Origin of the sequence: Comamonas testosteroni (assembly GCF_030505195.1) — a bacterium.
GTDB classification, from domain to species: domain Bacteria; phylum Pseudomonadota; class Gammaproteobacteria; order Burkholderiales; family Burkholderiaceae_C; genus Comamonas; species Comamonas testosteroni_G.
Genome location: NZ_CP129672.1, coordinates 2916987 through 2939943, shown reverse-complemented (window position 1 = coordinate 2939943; position 22957 = coordinate 2916987). Strand labels below are relative to the sequence as shown.

Annotated in this window: 23 protein-coding genes; 6 read left to right on the top strand and 17 right to left on the bottom strand. The window is 62.5% G+C overall.

All coding sequences use genetic code 11. The features are described from left to right. Window positions 1–28 precede the first annotated feature (28 nt). From fliD to QYQ99_RS13460, 3 genes are all read left to right on the top strand, one after another. Window positions 29–1444: a flagellar filament capping protein FliD gene (gene fliD / locus QYQ99_RS13470; RefSeq protein WP_302093066.1), complete on the top strand. Its 1416-nt coding sequence runs from the start codon at window positions 29–31 to the stop codon at window positions 1442–1444. Between the two features lie 93 nt (window positions 1445–1537). Next, a complete protein-coding gene (gene fliS / locus QYQ99_RS13465; protein WP_053281771.1) occupies window positions 1538–1951 on the top strand; it encodes a flagellar export chaperone FliS in 414 nt (137 codons plus the stop codon). A 3-nt stretch (window positions 1952–1954) separates the two neighbouring features. Then, window positions 1955–2254, top strand: coding sequence for a flagellar protein FliT (locus QYQ99_RS13460; protein ID WP_003059178.1), 300 nt, complete (start codon window positions 1955–1957; stop codon window positions 2252–2254). 253 nt (window positions 2255–2507) lie between these two features. On the opposite strand, the gene QYQ99_RS13455 is transcribed toward QYQ99_RS13460, so the two are convergent. From QYQ99_RS13455 to flgB, 17 genes are all read right to left on the bottom strand, one after another. Continuing rightward, window positions 2508–3227, bottom strand: coding sequence for an RNA polymerase sigma factor FliA (locus tag QYQ99_RS13455; protein WP_302093065.1), 720 nt, complete (start codon window positions 3225–3227; stop codon window positions 2508–2510). Window positions 3228–3232: 5 nt separating this feature from the next. Further along, window positions 3233–4090, bottom strand: coding sequence for a hypothetical protein (locus QYQ99_RS13450; protein ID WP_302093064.1), 858 nt, complete (start codon window positions 4088–4090; stop codon window positions 3233–3235). Further along, the gene (gene flhF / locus QYQ99_RS13445) at window positions 4083–5696 is read right to left on the bottom strand and encodes a flagellar biosynthesis protein FlhF (protein WP_302093063.1); all 1614 of its coding nucleotides are present in this window, start codon (window positions 5694–5696) and stop codon (window positions 4083–4085) included. The genes QYQ99_RS13450 and flhF overlap by 8 nt, the downstream gene beginning before the upstream one ends. After that, window positions 5693–7795 carry a flagellar biosynthesis protein FlhA gene (gene flhA, locus QYQ99_RS13440; protein ID WP_302093062.1) on the bottom strand — a complete coding sequence of 701 codons (2103 nt, stop codon included), beginning with the start codon at window positions 7793–7795 and terminating at the stop codon, window positions 5693–5695. Before flhA ends, flhF begins: the two co-directional genes overlap by 4 nt. Then, window positions 7795–8976 (bottom strand): EscU/YscU/HrcU family type III secretion system export apparatus switch protein, encoded by a 1182-nt coding sequence (locus QYQ99_RS13435; protein WP_302093061.1) that lies wholly within the window; start codon window positions 8974–8976, stop codon window positions 7795–7797. Before QYQ99_RS13435 ends, flhA begins: the two co-directional genes overlap by 1 nt. Before the next feature lie 185 nt (window positions 8977–9161). Further along, window positions 9162–10430, bottom strand: coding sequence for an HDOD domain-containing protein (locus tag QYQ99_RS13430; RefSeq protein ID WP_302093060.1), 1269 nt, complete (start codon window positions 10428–10430; stop codon window positions 9162–9164). 55 nt (window positions 10431–10485) lie between these two features. Next, window positions 10486–11700, bottom strand: a complete 1215-nt coding sequence (gene flgL, locus QYQ99_RS13425; protein WP_003077974.1) for a flagellar hook-associated protein FlgL — start codon at window positions 11698–11700, stop codon at window positions 10486–10488. A gap of 23 nt (window positions 11701–11723) precedes the next feature. Then, window positions 11724–13670 (bottom strand): flagellar hook-associated protein FlgK, encoded by a 1947-nt coding sequence (gene flgK / locus QYQ99_RS13420; RefSeq protein WP_302093059.1) that lies wholly within the window; start codon window positions 13668–13670, stop codon window positions 11724–11726. Beyond that, on the bottom strand, window positions 13667–14695 hold the full coding sequence (gene flgJ / locus QYQ99_RS13415) for a flagellar assembly peptidoglycan hydrolase FlgJ (RefSeq protein ID WP_302093058.1): 1029 nt from the start codon (window positions 14693–14695) through the stop codon (window positions 13667–13669). Before flgJ ends, flgK begins: the two co-directional genes overlap by 4 nt. Further along, a complete protein-coding gene (locus tag QYQ99_RS13410) occupies window positions 14692–15840 on the bottom strand; it encodes a flagellar basal body P-ring protein FlgI (RefSeq protein ID WP_302093057.1) in 1149 nt (382 codons plus the stop codon). Before QYQ99_RS13410 ends, flgJ begins: the two co-directional genes overlap by 4 nt. A gap of 20 nt (window positions 15841–15860) precedes the next feature. Then, window positions 15861–16568, bottom strand: coding sequence for a flagellar basal body L-ring protein FlgH (locus tag QYQ99_RS13405; protein ID WP_302093056.1), 708 nt, complete (start codon window positions 16566–16568; stop codon window positions 15861–15863). A 170-nt stretch (window positions 16569–16738) separates the two neighbouring features. Continuing rightward, window positions 16739–17521: a flagellar basal-body rod protein FlgG gene (gene flgG, locus QYQ99_RS13400; protein WP_302093055.1), complete on the bottom strand. Its 783-nt coding sequence runs from the start codon at window positions 17519–17521 to the stop codon at window positions 16739–16741. A gap of 18 nt (window positions 17522–17539) precedes the next feature. Continuing rightward, on the bottom strand, window positions 17540–18280 hold the full coding sequence (locus tag QYQ99_RS13395; RefSeq protein ID WP_182285477.1) for a flagellar basal body rod protein FlgF: 741 nt from the start codon (window positions 18278–18280) through the stop codon (window positions 17540–17542). A 69-nt stretch (window positions 18281–18349) separates the two neighbouring features. Further along, window positions 18350–19618 carry a flagellar hook protein FlgE gene (flgE, locus tag QYQ99_RS13390; protein ID WP_302093054.1) on the bottom strand — a complete coding sequence of 423 codons (1269 nt, stop codon included), beginning with the start codon at window positions 19616–19618 and terminating at the stop codon, window positions 18350–18352. Between the two features lie 14 nt (window positions 19619–19632). Beyond that, a complete protein-coding gene (locus tag QYQ99_RS13385; protein ID WP_302093053.1) occupies window positions 19633–20295 on the bottom strand; it encodes a flagellar hook assembly protein FlgD in 663 nt (220 codons plus the stop codon). A 16-nt stretch (window positions 20296–20311) separates the two neighbouring features. After that, window positions 20312–20716, bottom strand: coding sequence for a flagellar basal body rod protein FlgC (flgC, locus tag QYQ99_RS13380; protein WP_003059205.1), 405 nt, complete (start codon window positions 20714–20716; stop codon window positions 20312–20314). A 16-nt stretch (window positions 20717–20732) separates the two neighbouring features. Next, window positions 20733–21146, bottom strand: a complete 414-nt coding sequence (flgB, locus tag QYQ99_RS13375) for a flagellar basal body rod protein FlgB (RefSeq protein WP_302093052.1) — start codon at window positions 21144–21146, stop codon at window positions 20733–20735. A gap of 204 nt (window positions 21147–21350) precedes the next feature. Between flgB and flgA the strand changes: the two genes are divergently transcribed. The 3 genes from flgA (at window position 21351) to QYQ99_RS13360 (ending at window position 22942) form a co-directional block, all read left to right on the top strand. Continuing rightward, window positions 21351–22109 carry a flagellar basal body P-ring formation chaperone FlgA gene (gene flgA / locus QYQ99_RS13370; RefSeq protein WP_302093051.1) on the top strand — a complete coding sequence of 253 codons (759 nt, stop codon included), beginning with the start codon at window positions 21351–21353 and terminating at the stop codon, window positions 22107–22109. Between the two features lie 117 nt (window positions 22110–22226). Next, complete coding sequence (flgM, locus tag QYQ99_RS13365; RefSeq protein WP_302093050.1) at window positions 22227–22541, top strand: flagellar biosynthesis anti-sigma factor FlgM; 315 nt, start codon at window positions 22227–22229, stop codon at window positions 22539–22541. A gap of 38 nt (window positions 22542–22579) precedes the next feature. Further along, window positions 22580–22942 (top strand): hypothetical protein, encoded by a 363-nt coding sequence (locus tag QYQ99_RS13360; RefSeq protein WP_302093049.1) that lies wholly within the window; start codon window positions 22580–22582, stop codon window positions 22940–22942. The last annotated feature ends 15 nt before the right edge of the window (window positions 22943–22957 follow it).

Sequence of the window (22957 nt, the reverse complement as noted above, 5' to 3'; positions counted from 1 at the left end):
CTGCGGTCCTGCGCAGAGGGAGTTTTGTATGGGTATCAGTTCAGTCGGTATTGGCAGCGGCCTGGAAGTCGAAACCATTGTTTCGCAACTGGTGGCTCTGGAGTCAAAGCCCATCGCCGCGCTGCAGACCAAGGCCAGCGGAATCAATACCCAGATCTCGGCCTTCAGCCAGCTCAAGTCGCAAATCTCCAATCTGCAGGATCAGGTGGACAAGCTGACCAAGCCTGCGACCTGGCTGGGCAATACGCTGACTTCTTCCAACTCCGCCCAAGTGACAGGCACGGCAACCTCCAGCGCCGTGCAAGCCACTTATGACGTGGAGGTGTCGCAAATGGCGGCGGGCCAGACCATTGGCTCAGGCTTGGTGGCCAGTGGCTCCACTCTGGGACCTGGCAAACTGACCATTTCCATGGGAACCTATGGCGCCAATGGACTGACGCCCAATACCAAGGACGGCAAGAATGTGAGCTTCAGCGTGGAAATCACTGCAGAAGATGACTCTCTGGCCAAGATTGCTGCCAAGATCAATGCCGCCAAGGGCGATGTCAGCGCCACTGTCCTCAAGGACCACACGGGCGAGCGCCTGGTGCTGCAATCCAAGACCACGGGCGTGAACTCTGCCTTCTCGGTAGAGGCCGAAGGCGCCGGGCTGCAACAATTTGCCTACAACGGCACCGACGGGACCATGAAGCGTTCCGTTGAGGCACAGGACACTCTGGCCAAGATCAACGGCATCGACATGGCCTCGCACACCAATGTATTTGAGGAGGTGGCGGCGGGTGTGACGTTGACGGTAGCGCAAAAGTCAGCGAAGGATGCTGCTCCGGTGCGCATCACCATTGCCAATGACACAGCGACGGCCAAGACAGCGCTGAAAAATCTGGTGGAGTCCTATAACGCACTCAGCAACGCCCTGAAAACCATGACCGCCTATGACAAGGACAGCAAGACGGCTGGCACCTTGCAAGGCGATTCGACGGCGGTGAATCTACAGTCCGCTATGCGTCGTTTGCTGTCTGGTCCGGGCGGAGAAGGCGGTGGATTCACCAGCCTGTCGCAGATGGGCGTTGCCTTCCAGAAAGACGGCACGCTCAAGATTGACGACACCAAGCTGGACAAGGCCCTCAAGGACCCGGAGAGCATGTCCAAGTTCTTCACCGCAGACGTTGCGGATGCCAACCAGGACGGCTTGGCAGTGCGCATGAAGGATTTCACGAGCGGTCTGCTGGCCACTGGCGGCACCTTCTCGACCAAGGACGAGACGCTCAAGAATGCCTTGAAGCGCAATACAGCCGATCAGGAACGCCAGACCGCACGTGTGACAGCCTACGAAGCGCGCGTGCGCGCCCAGTATTCACGTCTGGATACGCAAATGGCCAGCCTGAAAGCCCTGGACACCTATGTATCCCAGCAAGTAGCCGCATGGAACAAGTCCAGCAGCTAAGCGATTGAAGCCTGCAGAAAGGACTTAATTGCCCCCTGAGTCGGCCGATAAGAAGAACAGTAATTTGAGAAACTGCAACAAAGGAGTTTTGTGATGTTTTCCCCAGCCAATGCGCGCGCAATGTCGGCTTACCGTCAGGTGGGTGTGCAATCCATGGTGGACAGCGCATCGCCTCAGCAGTTGATCAAGATGCTGTTTGATGGCCTGTTGGCCTCCATCAATGCGGCACGCGGTGCGATCGAGCGCGGTGATATCAGTGAGAAAGTGCGCCATATCGGCAAGGCGGTGCGCATTCTGCAGGAGGGCCTGCTGGGCGCGCTGGACCGCGAAAAAGGGGGCGAGCTGGCCGGCAACCTGGCCTCGCTCTATGAGTACTGCACCACCCGATTGACCTTGGCCAATGCCCGCAACGATGCAAGCATGGTCGATGAAGTCGCAGGCCTTGTGAGCACGGTGGCACAGGGCTGGAATGAAATAACCAATGCACCAGCACCCGCTGCTGCCTAAAAAATGGAGCACACATTGATCGACTTCTACCGCGCCATAGAGGAAAGCAGTGCCAAGATGCTGCAGGCCGCCCAGGCCAAGGACTGGGATGGTGTTGCGCGCTATGAGGGCACTTGTGCCGTGCTGATCGAGCAACTGCGCTTTCGCTCGCGAGATGAAAAGCTGGCGCCCGAACTGCGCAAGGAAAAGGCGCGCATCATGCAGCGCATCTTGCGCAACGACGCCCAGATTCGCGTGCTGGCCGAGCCCTGGCTTGCAAGTTTCGAGCATATGTTCGACGGTCAGCCGCATGTGATGCACTGATTGCCAAGCCACTCAACTCCAAGCCCTGCTGCAGCGATGCAACAGGGCTTTTTGCTTGCAGCGACGACGGATGAGCGATCAAAACATCCATGAATCCAATGCCGTAGAACGCCACAAGCTATCGATAGCGAAGCACCAGAACGCAGCCGGGCGGCGTCACAAAAGCAAAGCCGCCGCGTGGGCAGATGGAATCTGCCAGCGCGGCGGCTTCTGTTGTGGTCAACGGCCCGCTCCTGGCGAGCCGTTTCAGTGATCAATGCGAGCGCATCTTGGTGCGCAGGCGGGCAATGGCCTGGCTGTGCAGCTGGCAGACCCGCGATTCGGTCACGCCGAGCACGGCGGCGATCTCCTTGAGGTTCATGTCGTGCTCGTAGTACATGCCCATCACGTACTGCTCGCGCTCCGGCAGGGCCTTGATGGCCTCGACCAATGCGCAGCGCATGCGCTGGTCACGCAGCAAGGCAAAGGGGTCGGCACCCGAGTCGGCCACATGCCGCTCCAGATAATCGTCGCCATCGTCGCCGTCACCTCCGCCTATGTCCTCGAGATAGACCAGCTGCGTGCCTCGCACCTTGCCTAGCAGGGACTGATAGTCGTCCAAGGCCATGCCCAGCTCGGCCGCGATTTCCGACTCCAGCGGGGGCCGTCCCAGACGCTGCTCCAGGCGGTTGAGCGCCTGCTCGATTTCCTTCTGGCTTTTGCGCGAACTGCGGCTCATCCAGTCGCCTTCGCGCAGTTCGTCCAGCATGGCACCACGGATGCGCTGGCTGGCGAAAGTGTCGAATTGCACGCCTTGCTCGCTCTCGAAGCGCGACAGCGCTTCGGCCAGACCGATCATGCCGACCTGGATCAAATCATCCAGTTCGACATTCGGTGGCAGTTTGGCGATCATGTGCAAGGCAATCCGACGCACAAGCGGCACATGCTGACGAATCAGCGCGTCGCGGTCGAGTTGGCCTTTGGCGGTGTACATGGCAGTCAATGGCTCCAGACAAGAGATTCAGGCGCGGCAGCCGTTGTGGGCTGGGCATGCATGGGCAGGGTGCAAGCCGTCTTGAGCATGTGCAGCGTGAGCTGATGCAGATCGCTGGCCTGGCGCCAGCGCAGGCGCAAGAGTACCGGGGCATCGCCCAGGTGGCGCTGCGAACACTGTAGCAATGCATTCAGACGCTGCAGGCGTGTCTGAGCGTTTTGCTTGGCTGTCTGCGAGCTGCTCTGCTTGCGGCTCCAGTCGTATTTCTGTGGGCTGTCTGCTGTCAGCGGCCCTTCCAGCGCAGCAATCGTGCATTCCACGCCTGCAAAAACGGCCAGATGCTTGAGCTGACGGTAGCTTTCGAGCAGATGCTCGGAGTCGGGCGGCACTACCAGCAGCGGCTGCAGACCCTGGCCTTGCAGCAGTGGCGTCAAGGTTTCGCTGCTCGCATAGATGATCACGGTGGTGTAGCCGCGCACATAGGCTTGCAGGGCCGTCAGCATGTCCAGCCCCATCTCGTCGGCCGAGGCCTTGAGCTGCTTGAGGCCCATCCGCGCCGGCAGACTGGCCACCGACTGGGCATCACCGACGCTTGCGCGCAGTCCAACCTGGGCCTGCCAGGCATGCTGCGCCAGCAGCTGTGCAAGACCTGGCGTGTGAAAGGATTCGGCCTGGCTGCCGTCGAGCACCAGCACCTTCTGGCCCAGGCGCTGCAATTGAGCGCACAACGGCCAGAGCACGGCCTGCTCGGCAGCCGCACCCGATGCGCTGTGCAGCACGGCCAGCACGCGCAATCCGGCGGTGCTGGCATCGCTCATATGCAAAGCCATGCCCTGATGCAGGGGCGAACGGCGCTCAAGCATGGGCAGCCTCTGCGCCGCTGGCGGACGAAGGGGTAAAGAAGAAGTCCAGATCCAGTGACTGAGGATCAAAGGCCGACTTGGCAGCCGAGCGCATGGAGGCCGAGACCAGCAGCTGCGCATTGGCGCGCTCGAGGTCTTCGGGCACGCGCTGGCCATTGGTCACGCCGCACAGCTGGATCTGATGGCGAATCAGCGTATCCACCGAGGGGCCGACCTTCACGGCTTCATCGACTTTGGTAAGGATGGCATGTTGCGAGCCGCGCGCCTTGAAGGCCTGCATGACATCGTCCTGCGCATCGCCCTGCGCGGCCGCATTGACAGCCAGCAGCTGCTGCACGCCGTCAATGGCCAGCACATCCATGATCTCGTCCTTGCGCGGATCACGCGGGGCCACGCCGGTCGTGTCGATCAGCACCATCTTCTTGCTTTGCAGCAGGCCCAGCAGGTCCTGCAAAGCCGCCTTGTCATGGGCCTGATGGGCCACCATGCCCAGCATGCGTGCATAGGTGCGCAGCTGGTCATGACCACCGATGCGGTAGGTATCCAGCGTGATCAGGCCCACGGAGGCGGGACCGTGCTTGGCCGCACACAGCGCCGCCAGCTTGGCCGTGGTCGTGGTCTTGCCCACACCGGTCGCGCCGACCAGGGCAAACACCCCGCCTTGCTCGTAGATAGCGGGCTGTGCGGCATCGGTGCGCAGATTGCGCTCCAGCACCTGCATCAGCCAGCGCACGGCGTCGCCGGCGGAGAGCGTCTCCGGCAGCTTCTCGATCAGTGCACGCGCAAGTGCGGGCGAGTATCCGGCGCGGATGAGCTTGTGCATCAGGCTGGACTGGATCGGGTTCTGGCGCGTCTGGCCCAGCCAGGTCAGCGTGTTGAAGCGCTCCTCGATCAGATCCTTCATGGACTGCATCTCCTGCATGAAGTTCTGGGGTGCAGCCGCGCTGACGGGCCTGGCGCTTTCCTTGAGCTGAATCTTCTCGGGGCGCAGAGGATTGTGGCGAACCACCGTGGCGCTGGCCGCCTGAGACTTGGCAGCCATGGCGGGGCGTTCGTTATTGCGCTCCTGCACGCGCTGGGCAAAAGTGGGCAGGGCTTCGCTGCTGTCCAGCGACGACTCATGGCGACGGCGCAGCATGCGTTCACGCACATAGTCCTGGAAAGTCAACGTGCTCATGGACAGTTGCTCCACATCGTCCTGCACGGAATGCTGGGCCAGTTCGTTGATGGCCTTGACCGGCTTGGCCTGAACCTGCATCTCGCGGGCCTGCTCTTGCTTGGCCGTCTGGCGCGCCTGCACATGCTCCAGCGTACTCATGGCTTCACCGCCCGTGCCGCGCCTGGCAGCAGCGGGGGCCAGAGGCGAGCGCTCCTTGCGCAGGCTCATGCCTTCGTCGCTTGCGCGACGCTCCAGAGCCTTTTGCAGGGGCGAGCCGGTCTGCATGCCAGCATCCATGTCCTGGAGGGTCTCTTCGGCCGTGGCCATGACTTCCACTCCGTCCGGCGTCTGGCGGTTGGAGAGAATCAGGGTGCCGTCGCCAAAAACCATGCGCGCCTTGGCCAGGGCCTCGCGGGCGGTCGGGGCGTAAAAGCGTTTGATATTCATGCGGATGCACCTTTAAGAATCGGGCCGATGCGGATGGTGTGCGTCTCGGGAATCTCGCTGTGCGCGAGCACCTGCAGACGCGGCGCCACACGGCGCAGCAGCTTGGCAAGAGAGTTGCGGATCGCGTCCGGCACCAGCAGGCAGGCGGGCAGGCCCAGCTCTTCCTGTTGGTTGGCCACATCGACCGCTTTTTGTGTGAGGATTTCAGCCACGCCGGGGTCCAGCGATGGCGCATTGGGGTTCGACAGTGCCTGCACCAGCATACGCTCCAGGCCGGGCTCGATGGCAATCACATTGAGCTCGCGGGTCGGACCGTAGATCTGCTGCACGATGGCAGGCGACAGCGCAATGCGCACGCGACGCGCCAGCTCCACCGGGTCGGTCGTCTGCGTGGCGTTTTCGGCCAGCGTCTCGATGATGGTGCGGATATCACGAATGTGCACAGAGTCCTCCAGCAGCAGCTGGAGCACTTTCTGGAACGTTGTGATGGGCACCATTTTCGGGATGACTTCTTCGATGAGTTTGGGGGCCAACTTGGCCACATGGTCAACGAGCTGCTGCGTCTCGGTACGAGACAACAGCTTGGCCGCGTGCACTTGCATCAAGTGTGACAAATGCGTCGCCATCACGGTTTCCGAATCAACGACGGTAAAACCGGCCATTTGTGCCGCTTCCTTTTGCCGCTCGTCGATCCAGTGCGCAGGCAGACCGAAGGCCGGATCGGTAGTGGCCGTGCCGATCAGCGGCGTGGTGATACCGCCGGGGTTGATGGCCAGGAACATGCCGGGGAAGGCTTCGCCCTCGCCCACCATGACGCCGCGCAGCGTCATGCGATAGGCGCTGGGCTTGAGTTCCAGGTTGTCGCGCACATGCACGGCCGGCGGCAGAAAGCCGACCTCCTGGGCGAACTTGCGGCGCACGCCCTTGATGCGCGTCAGCAGGTCGCCCTGGCGGCTCTTGTCCACCAGCGCGATCAGGCGGTAGCCCAGCTCCAGACCCAGCAAGTCCACGGGCTGCAGATCGTCCCAGGTCGCTTCGCCATCATTTTGCGCCGCCTGTTGCTGGGGCACCGGGGCACTGTTTTGGGCGGCCAGACGGGCTTTTTCCCTCTTGTCCAGCAACCAGGCACCCCAGCCCAGCAAGGCGCCCATGAGCAGAAACACCACATGCGGCATACCGGGAATCAGACCCAGCAAGATCATCACGCCGGCAGTGATGCCCAGCACCTTGGGCGACATGAACAGCTGCTGCACGATCTGGCGGCCCATGTCGGCATCCTTGCCAACGCGCGAAATCACCATGGCCGATGCCACCGAAATCAGCAGACCCGGAATCTGGGCCACCAGCGCATCACCCACGGCCAGCAGGATATAGCTGTCGGCGGCCTGCCCGGCCGACAGGCCATGCTGGGCCATGCCGATGATCAGGCCGCCGATGACGTTGATCACCAGAATCAAGATGCCGGCAACCGCATCGCCGCGCACAAACTTGCTGGCACCGTCCATGGAGCCAAAGAAATTCGCTTCCTCGCCCACCTCGGCGCGGCGGCGCTTGGCTTCTTTTTCATCAATCAGGCCCGCGTTCAGGTCGGCGTCCACAGCCATCTGCTTGCCGGGCATGGCGTCCAGCGTAAAGCGGGCCGAGACTTCGGCAATACGCTCGGCGCCCTTGGTAATCACCACAAAGTTGATGACCACCAGAATGCTGAACACGATCAGACCGACGGCGAAGTTGCCGCCGATCAGGAAGTGGCCGAAGGCCTCGATCACTGCACCCGCAGCGCCGGGCCCGGTGTGGCCCTCCATCAGCACCACGCGCGTCGATGCCACGTTGAGCGACAGGCGCATCAGCGTCGTCAGCAGCAGTACCGAAGGGAAGGCCGCGAAATCCAGCGGCTTGATCATGTAGGCCGCCACCATCATCACCATCAGCGCCACGGCAATATTGAGGGTGAAGAAGGTGTCCAGCAGCCAGGGCGGCACAGGCAACACCATCAGACCCAGAATGGCCACCACCAGAATGGGAGCGGTCATCCCTTGCAGGGCGCTGGCGTTGGAGCCAGACCACTTCTGGAGCAGTTGCAGAGGATTCGACGACATTACAGATTACCTTCTTGCTGCGCGGCAGCATCGACCGCCGCAGGCTGGGTGCGGCCACGGTGCGGATCCAGCTCCACGGGCACGGGGGGCTCGCCCAGGACATCGGGCATTGGACCCTGGCCGCTCAGTGCAGCCTTGAGACGATAGACATAGGCCAGCACCTGGGCCACGGCTGTGTAGAGCGCAGCAGGGATGGCCTGATCCAGATCGGCATGGGCATAGAGTGCACGCGCCAGCATGGGAGACTCCAGCACCGGTATCTGGTGCGCGCCCGCTACTTCGCGAATCTTGAGCGCCACCAGATCCGTGCCCTTGGCAATGACCTGGGGAGCGGCCATGGAGGCGTCGTCATAGCGCAGCGCCACGGCATAGTGGGTGGGATTGGTGACCACAAAGTCGGCTTTCGGCACGGCGGAAACGCTGGCCCGGTCGGCGATCTCACGCTGCTTCTGGCGGATCTTGCCCTTGAGCTGCGGATTGCCTTCGGACTCCTTGTGCTCCTGCTTCACTTCCTCATGACTCATCTTGAGCCGTGACTTGAAGAGAAAGTCCTGCAGCGGCACGTCGATCAAGGCCACCAGCAGCACCACGATCAGCAGCAAGGTGATGCCCGTGGTCAGCCAGGAGCCGACCATGGCAAGTGCCATGGGCGATGGCTGGGCCGAAACCGATGCAATTTCGGCAATATTGGCGCTCATGTACTTCCAGGCCACAAAGCCCAGCACGATGGTCATGAACACCATCTTGACCACCGTGGTCAGTTGCTGCTTGGAAAACAGATTCTTGAGACCCGACAAGGGGTTGAGCTTGCCAAAGCGCGGCTGAATGGGCTTGAAGCTGAAGATCCAGCCACCGGCAGCCACGCCGGACAGCACCGAGGCCGTGGTGGTCACCAGGGCAAAGATCACGGCAATGCCCAGGCCCAGCACCAGCATGGACTGAAAGCGCTCCAGCATCAGCGCCGGAGTCTTGGCCGCCGCCGCGTTGAACACCAGTTGCCGGGCCATGGCCTCGCGCAGATGATTGATCATGGGCTGCGTGCCCATCAGCATCAGCAATGCGCCCGTACCCAGAATGGCCAGATGCGACAGATCGCGCGAGCGCGCACCCTGGCCGTCTTCGCGCGTCTTCTGCAGCTTGCGTTCGGTGGCGGGCAGGTTTTTGTCTTGGGATTCGGACATGGCGCACGGACGGATTGGATATCCCAATTGTCCGAATCCGGCGCCCAGGCAATGCGCGGATAAGCGGCAGCCAAGCCCTGCTTATGCACGACTCTGCCTCACAGCACATTCAGCATGTTTGATAGCTGCCTGCGCTTTCCCATCAGAAGATAGAGCCTGTTTTTAGCGAATTTTCACCCAGACACTCAGGTCTGAACTTGCGGCATGCCCAGCTTGAGTTCGCTGAGCATGCGCAGCAGCATCCGGTTGAGGTCCTCGGCCTCCCACTCCTCCTGCTCGCGCAGTTGCCGGATGGGCGCCGGGTCACGGCTCTCCAGAGCCTGGCTCATCTGCAGCACGGCCGCATAAGGACCGGAGCGCGTGACGATGGCATCGAAAATGCGCTCGTTCAGCGGCGTGCGTCGCAAGATGGTCGCCACCGACTCATGCAGCAGCAAGTCCAGCTGCGAGAACAGGCTGCACAAGTACATCTCGCGCTGCAGATCCAGGCTCACCCCGGCCTCGATCAGTTGCTCGGCCAGCCTGGCGCGCAGCACGACCTGCGTGCGCAGGGGCACCAGGTCCTGTTCGGTACAGGCATGGGGCAGCTGGTCGGCCAGCCAGCGCTCCAGCGTGCCCAGCCCCAGCATCACCAGCCCGCGGCGCAGCGAGTCCACGCCGCGACGCAGGCCCAGTGCGGCCGAGTTGGTATAGAGCAAAAAGCGATAGGCCAGCACCGGGTCCGAGCCCAGGATCTCTTCCATCACATCCAGGGACTGCTCCTTGTCGATGGCTTTCATGAGCCTGAAGAGCGCATCGCGCGAGGGCTGGGGCTGTTGCAGCCGAAAGGCCTGCATGGTGTCTGCCACGGGCCAGCCGGCCACGGCGGCCGCTTCATGCACATCGAGACAGGAGCGCGCCAGCTCCAGGCTTTGCAGGCTCTGGTACATCTGGCCGTCCAGCAGATTCAGCGGCTGAGTGCCAAAAAAGCCCGAGGCACTCTCCTTGTCCGCATCTTTTGCCGGCTGGCTTGGGCGCACCACATTGGGCAGTCCTGCGGCTCCTTCCGGCGGCAGGCTCAGCAGGCTGCTGGCAAAGCAGCGCGCAGCATCGGCATCGGGCACATCGGCCAGCGATCCTCCCCAAACCAGCATCAGCCCACGTGCCTTGGCCTTCTGCACCAGCTCGTAGATACCTTCATCCTGCTGCAGCCAGTCGCCGCGCACCTCTATCCAGGGACTGACCTGAGGTGCATGTTCGAGAAGATTGCACAGAACCTGGCGGGACTGCGGCGATATCAGCAGCGGCGGAGCCTGACGGCTCCAGAGCTCATCCACCGTGCGCAGGAAATGCGCCATGTCGGCAGAGGAGCCCGAGTCCTCGTGGACATAAAGCTGAATCCCTGCCAGGCGTCGCGTACGTCCCCAGAGCGGCCGATAACCAAGAGTCAAAGAGCTGAGGACAGACTGGGTCATGGAGGATTTGGACAGGTAGACGACGAGACATCAAGACGGACAGAGCCCGCCGGAATCAGCCGATGTAGTTGAACAGCGAAAGCTTCTGCATCTGTGCATAGGACTGCAGGGCGGCCTGCAAGCCCACCTTCTGCGTCTCCACTTGCGACAGCGCCGTGATCATATCGATATCTTCGGCACGCGAACGCGCTCCTTCCTGTGTCAGTGCCTGATCCTTCATGTCGGACTCCAGGCCGTCTGCACGTTTGAGCTGGTCGCCGGCATAGCTGCGCATGGCCTGCACCCGGTTCATTCCCGAATCCAGTTCGCTCAAGGCGCGCCCCAGACCCTGCTGCAATGCGGTCGATCCTCCCGTGCCGCCCTTGACCGTGGCAATGGCCTGATCCAGCACGCTGAAAATATCGGTGCGTGTGCTTGGAGACATGGTGAAGCTGTCGCCGTCGGCCGGAGCCCCCTTGATGCTGATCTGCTGACCGCCGACGGTAATCGCCTGCCCTTCCTTGTAGGGCGTGGACGGAACCACGGGATTGGTCGCCGTGGCCGAGCTGGAGTTGATCTCGTAGCTGACCTCACCGGTAGTCGGATCCTTGGTGAATACCAGGGTGTAGCTATCGCCTGTGACCTTGCTCGGGTCGGTGACCGATCCCGCATCCGCCCAGGCCTTGCCGGAATTGGAGGCAGCGCCGTTCACCACAAACACCCCGTTGCCGGTAGGCACGTTCAGCCAGGCCGCATGGCCATCCAGGGAGATGGGCAGGCCGTTGTCACTGCCGGTGTTCTGCCCAGGGTTGAGCTGGCTGCTCGAGCCCGGAGGCGTGCTTAGCAGCGGTGTATCGGGACTGCCCAGCCCGCGAAAGATCGGCAAGCCGTTGGAGTCCTTGGCATTGGCATAACCGAGAACCTGGTCACGCAGGCTCTGCAGCTGCTGGACCAGGGCGTCGCGCGCAACCGAGTCATACGAACCGTTACCAGCACCCAGCAGCAGATCCCGAAAATCCTGCAACGCGCCATAGGCCTTGCCCAGCTCGGACTCCCCCTGAGCGATCACATCGCGCTGGGCACCGAGCACACGCTGGTCATTTTCGGAACGGGTGATGCGCGTGCGCGCACGCTCGGCCTGGGCCGCAGCCACAGGATCGTCGCTGGCGCGCAGCACGCGCTTGCCCGCCGTGGTTTTCTCCATCAGGTCCACCAGGCTGCTCTGACGCGAGCCCAGGTTGTTGATGGTGCTGTCATACATATTGGCCGTGCCAATGCGGTTGATGCTCATGCTTGTTCTCCGGCTGTAGGGGGTTAACGGCCAACGGCCTGGATCACGCTGTCAAAAATGCCCTGAGCCACCTGCAGCATCTTGGCCGAGGCCTGGTAGGACTGCTGGTACTGCAGCAGCTTGGCGGCTTCCTCGTCCAGATTGACGCTGGACACTGCGGTGCGATCGCCCTCCAGATTCTTGGCAATCGAGTCGGACAACTTGGCTGCGTAGGCCGCGCTTTGCGTGCGTGTGCCGATCTGCGCCATGGCGGTGGAAAAACCGTCGCTGAGCGTGGTCGCGCCATCGAAGATCACGGCGTCGCGCAACGACAGGAAGGAGCTGGCATTGCCCGTATCCGAGCTGTAGAAGCTGTTGGGGCCGAAGCTCACGGTATCGCTGGTGGCACCATCCACTGCAGGCGTGCCGGTGAGCGTCACCTTGAGCCCCGGAGCCAGCTCGATGGCCTGCCCGGAGACATAGGCGCCTGTCGCAGCCACGCCACTGGGGGCAGGAGTGATGGTGTAGGTCATGCCACCCGCCCCATCAGGAGCGAAAGACAGGGTGGTTCCTGCAGGAAAGGCAGAGGCATCGAAGCCTTTTCCCACCTTCAGGCTGGACATGCGGACGGCCGCATCGCCCAGCGAGTTGATCTTGGCCGACACCGGATTGGCCACCGCCAGATCGTTGCCGGAATGCACCATGGTCTGAATATCGTGCGCCGCCGATGCCACAGGACTGAACAGCACGGACTGGCCGGCCTGGCCATCGTTCTTGAGATCGAACTGCAGACCGTCAATCGTCATGCTGCGCAGGTCCGTCAGATCGTTGAAGGCCGTGGTCTGGCCATCCGACAGACGAACCACCTTGCCCTTGGGCGCATCGTTGCCGAAAACGATCTTGTAATCCGAAGCCTTGAGCGCGCTTGAGTCCTTGACCGTGACCGTGGGCGTATCGGGCTGTACCCATTGAGCACCTGTGGTGGAGCCCGTGGCCGTCATCGGAATATTGAATAGCGCCCCGCCTTTCTGGCCCGACAAGGTCAGGCCCAGCTGGTTTTGCGTATTGAGCGTATCGCCGATCGAGATCACCATGCGCCCCAGCAGGTTTCGTCCCTCGCTCAGGTCGTTGTTCTGGAACTGCAGCAGACCGGCAATCTCGCCGCCACCAGCCATGGCTGGAGTCAGCTCCACGGGCTGCCCGCCCTGCTGCTGGAAATACAGGCTCATCTTGCCGCTGCCGGGGTACTGCGTGGACTCCTGCAGGCTGAGCTTGGCAGCGCTCTGTCCCAGCACCAGCGGCTGGCTGCCGCCCGCGAACAGGCTGATGGAGCCATCGCCTGCATCGACCTGCGAGGTCTGTACGTATTTGTTGATGTCACGCACCAGCTGGTCGCGCTGATCGAGCAGGTCATTGGGCGTGTGGCCCGTAGCGATGGCGCTGCTGATCTGGCCATTGAGCGCCGCCACCTGTTGGGACAGACTGTTGACCACATTCACGTCATTGCTCATCTGCTGGCGCGTGCTGTAGTCCATCTCGTCGAGCTGGGCCGAAGCCGAACGGAAGCGCGCGGCCAGTTCGCTCATGCGCGTCAGCACCACCTGACGTGCCGAAGAGTCGGTAGGCGCGCTGCTGACATCGGCAAACGCATTCATCATGTCGTTGATGGCCGCGCCCAGGCCGTTGGTTCCGCCGGAGAACACTTCCTGCAACTGGTTGAGCGAGTTCGAACGCGCGGAGTCCGCAGCACTGGCGGCGGTGGCCGCCGTGGCCTGACGGTTGAGCAGCTCGCTGAAGTTGCGCAAGATGGTCGTCACATCGGAGCCATTGCCGATATAGCCATTGCCGATGTTCTGACCCGCCGAGGTCTGGAAGGCCACGCTCTGGCGCGAATAGCCGGCGGTGTTGACGTTGGCGATGTTGTGCCCCGTGGTTTGCAGGGCGATCTGGTTGGCCATCAGGGCGCGCGCGCCCACGTTCAGAAGACTCATGACTGGTTCTCGGTGATCTTGTTGATCTGGGCTGCACGGGCACTGGCGCCCAGACGGCTTGCGACATTGGCGCTGCTGTTGCCGGCGCTGGCGACTGTGACCTGGGCCACGCTCTGGATGGCGCGGCTGAGCTTTTGCGCATAGGCCGGATCGGTGGCGTAGCCGGCCTTTTGCAACTCGCTGGCATAGGCCTGGGCAGAGCCGGTCTGGGCCATGGCTTTTTCGTAGCGCGGATTGCTGCCGATCAGACGTGCGTAGTCGCGGAAAGACTCCTCGTAGGAGTCATAGGCGCGGAACTTGGCCGTCACCTTCTTGGGCGCGCCATTGATGTATTCGGTGGTGGTGACTTCGGCGACCTTGCCCGTCCAGCTGCCCCCGGCCTTGATGCCGAACAGATTGAACGAGTTGCTGCCGTCCTTGTTGCGGATCTCGCTCTTGCCCCAGCCCGTCTCATGCCCGGCCTGGCCGATCATGTAGTGAGCCGGGATGCCGCTCTCGCTGGCCACACGCTGCGCTGCGCCGGTGTGCGCCGTCACGAAGTTGTCGCGCCCTTTGGGAGCTGGTGCATAGGCGTTGATCGATTGCACAGCCTGGCTGCGGCTGCCGCTCCAGGCGCCGTTGCTGCCCACATTGCGCCAGGCATTGCGGCTCAGGCTCAGGGTGGAAGGCACGGCAATTTCGGCTTCCTCGGCGGCGTCGACCCCCATGCTGCGCGCCAGTTGCTTGCTGATGGCATCGGTGAGGCCGCCGGGCTGGCCCGCCATGGCCACTGAGAGCTGCTGATCCAGCAGGTCGGTGCTGAGATTGCCCTGCGCACTGTCGAGCAGGCCGGACTTCATGGTCGCCTCGCGCATGCTCTTGATCATCTCGCGCATGAACAGCGATTCGAGCTGCTTGGCGGTCTCGCGTGCGGCCTGAGGGCTGTTCTCGCCGGCCGCCGTCTTGAGCGCATTGAGCGAACGTGCATCGACAGCCAGCGCATTGCTGGCCGCCAGGGATGAAGAATGGGGCAATGACGTGCTCATATCACCTCCAGCTCCGCGTCCAAGGCGCCTGCGGCCTTGATGGCCTGCAGGATGGCCAGCAGATCCTGCGGCGTGGCGCCCAGTGAGTTCAGCGCCCGCACCACATCGGTGAGCTGGGGCGAATTGGGCATGTTGATGACCTTGCCGGGCTCCTGCTTGAGCTGGATATCGGACTTCTGCGCCACCACGGTCTGCCCTTGCGAGAACGGTGCGGGCTGGCTGATGACCGGCGTGGTACTGATGGTGATGGACAGGTTGCCGTGCGCAATGGCGCAGGGACCCAGGGTCACCGCCTGATTGAGCACGATGGAGCCGGTGCGCGCATTGATGACCACCTTGGCCGCCGGCTTGGAGGTCTCGATGGGCATCTCCTGAATCTCGGCGATCATGCGCACGCGCGAGCCCGGATCGATGGGGGCATTGACCTGCACCGTGCGGCCGTCCAATGCCATGGCCGTGCCCGCGCCCATGCGCTGGTTGATGGCGCGCACCATCTTGTCGGCGGTCTGGAAATCGGTCTGATTCAGGCCCAGCGTGATCGTGTTGCCCTGGTTGACGGGAGTGGGCACTGCACGCTCCACCTGCGCGCCCTGCGGCACGCGGCCCGCGTTCAGGTGATTGACCTGCACCTTGGAGCCGCCGGCCGCAGCCCCGGCACCGCCGACCACCACATTGCCCTGGGCCAGTGCATAGATCTCGCCGTCCGCGCCGCGCAGCGGTGTCGCCACCAGCGTGCCGCCCTTGAGCGACTTGGCATTGCCCATGGAGGAGACGTTGATGTCGATGACCTGGCCGGGCTGCGCAAAGGCCGGAAGCTCGGCCGTGATGATCACCGCCGCCACATTCTTGAGCTGCAGCTGGGCCGCATTGCCTGAGGCCGGCAGGGCGATGCCCATCTGCTCCAGGTAATTGGCCAGCGCCTGCTTGGTGTAGGGCATCTGCGTGGTCTGATCGCCCGTGCCGTCGAGGCCGACCACCAGACCGTAGCCTGTCAACTGGTTGCTGCGCACGCCCTGGATGGCGGCAACCTCCTTGATGCGTGTGGCATGCGCAGGCAGGGTGAGCCCGCTGGCGCCAAGGGCTGCGACCACCAGCAAGGCGGTGTGCGCAGAGCGCAGTGACAGGAGCGTGGACAGTACTTTCATACTGCCCATTCTCGGAAGAATCAGAACGGCATAACGTTCAAAAAGAACCGGGACAACCAGCCAATTGACTGGGCTTCACCAGCCTGGCCACGGCTGCGCGACTCGACGCGCAGATTGGCCACCTGGGTCGATGCCACGGTGCTGCCCGGACGCAGCGAGCGCGGGTCCACCGTGCCCGTGAAACGCAGCACATCGACGTTATGGTTCACGCCAATCTGCTTCTCGCCGGCAATCACCAGATGACCGTTGGGCAGCACGTCGATCACAGTGGTGGCGATGGAGCCAGTGAAATAGTTGCTGCTACTCGTCGCACCGGAGCCCTTGAAGTCGTTCTTGCTATCGACTCCCATGCTCAGCGCATCTGAGAGTGCCTTTCCAGCACTGCCCTTGATCAGAGGAAAACTGGTGATGCCCGTGGTCATGTCATTGGAGCGCCCCACCTTGGAGTCCGTACTCTGTCCTGCAGAGACTCGCTCCACAATATTCACGGTCACCGAGTCGCCCACCATGCGAGCCCGCTGATCCTCGAACATGGGCCGGTAACGACTGGCGTTGAACAGGCTTCCGGTGGGCGCCTGGGCCGTCTGCTCGCGCGGCTGCAGCACGGGAGGTGCGGTGGATGGCATATCCACGGGCGGCGGCGGATTGAGCGTGACGCAGCCCGAAACCAGCAGGGCCGCAGCAAGGGCACAGACCGGTGGGCAATGGGAAACAATGGCTTTGAACATGACGGCAAGTCCTTGGCAGTCAGGCGCTTGGCCCCTTGTGCCCTCGCGTGCGCAATGCACGCTACTTAAATAGGAGCAATTAGCGCCTGATACACATATATTTCGACACATATTGCATCTGAAAATCATATTTATCAAGCGCAATAAGCTCCTCAATACATAGCAATCAATCAGAGCTGCGCCAGCTTGGCCAGCATCTGGTCGGAAGTCTGGATTGCCTTGGAATTCATTTCGTAGGCGCGCTGCGTCTGGATCATGGTCACCAGTTCCTGGACCACATTCACATTCGAGGCTTCCAGATAGCCCTGCTGAATCGTGCCCAGGCCGTTGGTGCCGGGCGTGCCCTGCTGGGGCTGGCCCGAGGAGGCGGTCTCGATGTAGAGGTTCTGGCCGCGCGGCTCCAGGCCGGCGGGATTGATGAACTGGCTCATGGCGATATTGCCCACCTGCTGCGGCGCGGCCTGGCCGGGCATGGTGACGCTCACAACGCCGTCATTGCTGATCGACACCTTGGTCGCCCCGTTGGGGATGGTGATGCCGTTGGCCACGGGCAGGCCGCTGGAGGTCACCAACTGGCCCTGGGCATTGACCTCGAACGAGCCATCGCGGGTATAGGCAATCGTGCCGTCCGGCATATTGACTTCGAAGAAGCCGTTGCCGTTGATGGCCACATCCAGCGCATTGCTCGACTGCTGCAGGCTGCCTTGCAGAAAGTTGCGGCTGGTGGCCACGGTACGCACGCCCAGGCCCAGATGCAGGCCGGTCGGCAGCTGATTTTGCTCGGTCGTTTGCGAACCGGACTGGCGCAGATTCTGATAGATCAGATCCTCGAAAACCGCATTCGCGCGCTTGTAGCCCGTGGTGGAGACGTTGGCCAGATTGTGCGAAATCACGTCCAGCTGCGTCTGCTGGGCTTCCATGCCGGTCTTGGCAATGAACAGCGAATTGATCATGACGTATTCCTTTGGCTATCAGCCGTTCAAGCTCAGCAGCTGGCTGGCGGATTTATCGTTGGTTTCAGCGGTCTGCAGCAACTTCATCTGCTGCTCGAACTGGCGCGAGGCGGCGATCATGCCGACCATGGTTTCGACGGAGTTCACGTTCGAGCCTTCGATCGAGCCCGACAGCAGACGTGCCGTCTCGTCGTTGGGCAGCGCATCGCCCTGGGCCGCGCGGAAAAAACCGTCATCGCCGCGCACCAGCGGCTCATCGACGGGAGGCGTGACCAGCTTGACGCGCCCCACGGCCACGGGCAGCTGATTGCCCGTCTTGGCGGTCAGCGTGCCGTCCGAGCCCAGCGAAATCGTGGACTCGGGCGGGATATCGATGGGAGCGCCGCCGTCAGAGAGCACGGCCTGGCCGTTGCTGTTGACCAGTTGCCCTTCGGGCGAGATCTCGAAAACGCCGTTGCGCGTGTACGCTTCCTGACCATCCAGGCCCTGCACGGCAAACCAGGCGCGACCCATGGCCATGGCGTCCAGCGCCCGGCCGGTGCGCTGGGCAGGGCCGGGAGTGTCCTGATAGCCAGAGGTTGCCTCCAGCGCAAAAACGCGCGTGCCGGCCCCCGAACCCTGCAGCGGCACCGAACGGAAGGTGGACATCTCGGCCCTGAAGCCGTTGGTGCCCGCATTGGCCAGGTTGTGAGCCAGCACGGCCTGACGCTGGGCTGCCGCATTGGCCCCAGTCATCGACGTATAAATAATTTTGTCCATGCTGACCTTCCTTCCGTCAAAGCAATCGCTTTTGCAGCCCCGGCGCAAAGCGCCTCAGGGGCTTAGCTGTTATCGCAAGTTCACCAGGGTGGAGAACACCTGATCCTGCGTCTTGATGGTCTGGGCATTGGCCTGGTAGGAGCGCTGCGCCGTCATCATGTTGACCAGCTCGGCCGTCAGATCCACGTTGGACTCTTCCAGTGCGCCCGACTGCAGCGAGCCGAAGGTGCCGGTCTGGGCCGAACCATTGAGCGCAGGACCGGAGTCGGAGGTGGCAACCCATTTGTTGTTGCCAATGGAGCCCAGACCCTGGGTATTGGTAAAGGCTGCCAGCGCGATCTGGCCTTCGGTGCGCGTGACGCCGTTGGAGTAGGAGGCCACGATGGAGCCGTCGCGACCCACATTGATGCCCGTCAGTGCGCCAGAGGTATAGCCATCCTGCTTGAGGCTGCTGACGGCAAACTTGGTACCAAACTGGGTCAGACCACCGAAATCGAACGCGACATTGAAGGGCTGCAGGCCGTTGGGATTGGCCGTGCCGCCGCTGACGCTCAGATTCAGCGTGGTGCCCGAACCTGTGGTCGGTGCATTGGGAGTGACGCTGGTGAGCTTGCCGCTCGCGTCGAACACGGCCTTGCCGATGGGCGTGGCCGTGGCATCGAGCGAGTTGAAGACATTCCAGGTGTTGCCTGTGGCGTCTTTCTCGAAATACAGATTGACCGGGATCGCCGTGCCCTGGGTGTCATAGACATTGAGCGAGGTGCCGTAGGTGGCACGCGGCGTGGCGGCAACAGGAGGCGTGGCCGTCGCGTCGCCGGCGGCCACCGTGGCGCGCGCATCCAGGTTCAGCTCCACATTCACCGTGGAGGTCTGCTTGGCGGGAATCGGCTGCCCCGTGGGAAAGCTCATCGGCACGGGCGTGGCACCCGACTGGATCTTGCCGGTCGAAGGATCCACCACATAGCCCATGACATTGTCGTTGTCCACGGTCTTGAGGTTGCCCTCCTTGTCTAGGCCGAAGTTGCCGGCGCGCGTATAGGCAATGCTGCCGTCGCTTTGCTTGACGACGAAAAAGCCGTTGCCGTTGATGGCGATGTCCAGGTTGTTGCCCGTCGATGTGATGGGGCCCTGCCTGAACTGCTGGGACACGCTGGCCACGTTGACACCGATGCCGCTGCTCTGGCCGCTGGCCGAGCCGATGGCGCTGGCGACCATTTCGGCAAAGTCGGCACGCGAGGCCTTGAAGCCCGTGGTGTTGGAGTTGGCGATGTTGTGGCCGATGACGTCCAGATTCTTGCTGGCGGCGTTCAGACCGGAGAGACCTTGTTGAAAACCCATGATGTGTTCCTCAATCAGTAAACGGCCTTGACGCCGGAATAAGCCACGCTGCTGCCGTTGTCGAGCTCCAGCGACAGCGCGCCGTTGGCCGAGCTGGTGGCGATCACGGCATGGGGCGCCAGCGGTGTGGATGCCACAGCGGTCGCTCCATTGGTGGCGACCACGCTGTAGCGCAGCTGCGAAGCGTCGCCGCTGTACTTGTCCTTGCCTTCCCAGGTGAAGTAGTTGCGCCCGGCTGCGCCGGCACCCAGATCGATGGTGTCCACCAGCTCGCCGCCGGCCGTGGTGATCTGGATCTTGACGCTGGCTGCCTGGTTTTCCAGATCGAAGGCGGCGGTATGCGTGCCATCGGCCGCCACGCCCAGGGTATTGCCCTCGGTCAACACCGTACGGCCGATCATGGAAGTGCCCTGCAGCACCTGCATGGCCGTGAACTGGCCGGACATGGAAGCCATGGTCTGGTTCAGCTGCTGAATCCCGGTCACGGTGTTGATCTGCGCCATCTGCGAGGTCATTTGCGCGTTGTCCATGGGATTCATGGGGTCCTGGTTGTTGAGCTGGGCCACCAGCAACTTGAGGAAACGGTCCTGGGCCTCGTTGGGGTCGGTTACCGAATTCTTGGTATTGCTGGTGGTGTTGGTCGTGGTGCCGTCCACACTGCTTGCGCCGTAGATCATGTGCGTGTTCCCGGGCTTACTGGCCCATTTGCAGAGTCTTGAGCAGCAGCGTCTTGGCCGTGTTCATGACTTCCACGTTGTTCTGATAGGAGCGCGAGGCCGAGATCATGTTGACCATTTCGTCCACGGCGCTCACGTTGGAGTGGGTGACATAGCCTTCGCCATCGGCCAGCGGATTGCTGGGGTCGTGGATGCGACGGCCGGGCGTGTTGTCCTCGCTGATGGCATTGACCTTGACGCCCGCGCTGCCGTCATTGCCCATGGGCACGGTCTGAAACACGACCTGACGCGCCTTGTAGACGCTGCCGTCGGGACCGGCAACGGCATCGACGTTGGCCAGATTGGAGGCCACCACGTTCAGACGCTGGGACTGGGCGCTGACCGCACTGCCCGAGATATTGAAGATGGAAAACATGGACATGGTTTAGCTCCTGGGCTTACTGGCCTTGAATGGCGCTGAGCATGGTCTTGGCCTGGCCGTTGATGAAGCGCAGCGTCGCTTCGTAGCGCACGGAGTTATCGACGAAATTGGCACGCTCGCGATCCAGGTCCACGGTGTTGTTGTCCAGACTGGGCTGGGAATTGACCGAATAGCCGAGCTTGGCCTTGAGCGCCTCGTCCGATATCTGTGCCTGCAGCGGGATATGGCCTGCCGTCGTGACACTGGCCTGGGTCAGGGGCTTGGGCCCGCTGGTCGCGGCCATCAAGGCTTCACGGAAGTTGAAGTCGCGCGCCACATAGCCGGGGGTGTCGGCGTTGGCGATATTGCTGGCAATGGCTCGCTGGCGCTCGGCGCGCAAGAGCAGCGCCTCGCTTTGGAAGTCCAGTCGTTCGGTCATTTTGTTCAGCATTGCGGCCTCGCTTTCAAAAATTCGGGGATGCCGGAGCCCACGGACTGCGGCATGCGAGGATTATGAAAATCGGCAGCGCAAACTAAAGCGCGAAGAAAGCGGTATTGCGCTGGCACTTCAAGCCATTGCGCAAGCCATGTCGCGCCTATATTTGCAAGCGTCGTCTGCAGCTTCGTGACTGCGGATACTTCAAAGGATTGATGCATGTCTGGCCGCTTTTCCCTGTTTCTGCGCCTTCGCCCCTCTCGGGGCCTGGCTGCGGCGTGGGGTCTGGGCGCGTTGCTGCTGACGGCCGGCGCACAAGCCCAGGATGGTGCGGCGCAGCTCAGCCAGATCGGACAGCGCTTTGTGGACACCGCTTTGCACCAGCCATCCGCCGAGACAGTGCAGGCCGGCAACGGCATGGCTTTGCGCATGGAGGTCCAGATGGGCCAGCTGGACTCGCGCCTGCGTCTGGCGGCCTGTGCCAAGGTCGAGCCCTATCTGCCTGCAGGCAGCCGCCTCTGGGGTCGCACCCGACTGGGCCTGCGCTGCGTGCAGGGCAGCGTGCCCTGGAATGTGTTTCTGCCCATCACCGTGCGTGCCTATGGCCCGGCCTGGGTGGCGCAGGGCAATATTCCGGCCGGCAAGACCCTGGGCGCCGAGGACGCAGTCCCTGCGGAGGTGGACTGGGCCGAGGACAGCGCCCCCGTCTTCGCCAATGCCCAGGACTTCATCGGCATGGTCGCAGCCCGCCCGCTGGCATCCGGCCAGGCTCTGCGCCAGAACATGGTGCGCCCGCCAGCCTTGTTCACGGCGGGATCGCCCGTGCAGGTGATGATCAACGGCGGCGGCTTCAGCGTTGCCGGCTCGGGCAAGGCGATGACTGCCGCCGGAGAAGGACAACAGGTACGGGTGCGCATGGATAATGGCCGCCTTGTCACAGGAACGGTCAATGCCAGTGGCGTGGTTCTGGTTCAGTAACAAGAGAGTGTTCACTCACTTCTAAGACCGTGCCAAATATTCCTCAAGTTTTACGCGCCCTTGTCGAAAGCAAGGCTACAGCGCCCTACGCCGATACAGGGCGATTGGAGAACCAGCATGAAGATAGGCAATAAGCCGGAGCTGCAGCAGACCGCTGCAGCCGCCAAGCAGGCCCCGAAATCTGCAGCCACGGTTGCCACCGAAGAATCGACCAAAGGCTTGTCCGAGCGCGCCGCCGGCGTGCCCGTGTCCTTTTCGTCCTCGGCCCGCGCCCTGGATAGCCAAAGCCGCACCAACACCGACTTTGATGCCGATCGCGTCAAGGCCATGCGCGAAGCCATTGCCAATGGCAGCTTCCGCGTCAACGCCGAGGCCGTGGCAGACAAGCTGCTGGCCAATACCGAAGAATTCCTGGTTCACGCTCGCGGCTGAAGCGCCCGAGCCTGAACTCCCGAACAGAGGCTGACCCGATGACCTTGCAGGAAATGCTCGATTCGCTGGATGCGGTGATTCAGACCGTTTCGGCATCGCTGCAGTCACCGGACGCATCCGCCCTGGAACAGTCCAGCAACCGCCTGCGTGACGCCATGGTGGCGTTCTCCCAGCTCGTCAAGCGCTTCTCGGCCGACGACTGGACGCCTGCGCTGCGCGAGCGCGCACAGAATCTGGACCGCGAAATCTCCCTGGTCCGCGACCAGTTGGCGCGGCTTTCCGTGCTCAACCAGCGCCGCACCAAGGCCCTGGTGCCTGCAGCCGAAGACAGCACCTACGAAAGCAGCCTGCGCGGCGCATCGCAGACCGGCCGCGCACGTATCTATCACGCAGCCAGCTAGGCTCGAATCGGCAAC